At 43.0% G+C, this 258-nt stretch carries 1 protein-coding gene; it reads left to right on the forward strand.

Annotation, left to right across the window (positions count from 1 at the left end):
* Nucleotides 1-108, forward strand: a complete 108-nt coding sequence (locus tag B4920_RS31150) for a flagella basal body P-ring formation protein FlgA (protein WP_368664749.1) — start codon at nucleotides 1-3, stop codon at nucleotides 106-108.
* The last annotated feature ends 150 nt before the right edge of the window (nucleotides 109-258 follow it).

Consider the following 258-nt stretch of genomic DNA (forward strand, 5'->3'; position numbering starts at 1 on the left):
CTGCAAGATGGTAATATTGGTGACCAAATTAGGGTCAAAAATAGCAGCTCAAACAAGGAACTAGATGCTATAGTCATAGCCATTGGCGAAGTCGAAGTTAGAATGTAAAATAAGCTAAAGCTTTTCGTTGGGCTGCCGATACCCCAGTTAAGAAATCCCGTATACACGACGCTGGAGCCTAAAATGGCAATTGATATTAGCAAATTTAACGCCGGAGCGGCCGCGCAAGTCCGTTCAAACAGTACTAAAAAGAGCAGT

The organism is Zoogloea sp. LCSB751 (assembly GCF_002028455.1).
Taxonomy (GTDB): Bacteria; Pseudomonadota; Gammaproteobacteria; order Burkholderiales; family Rhodocyclaceae; genus Zoogloea.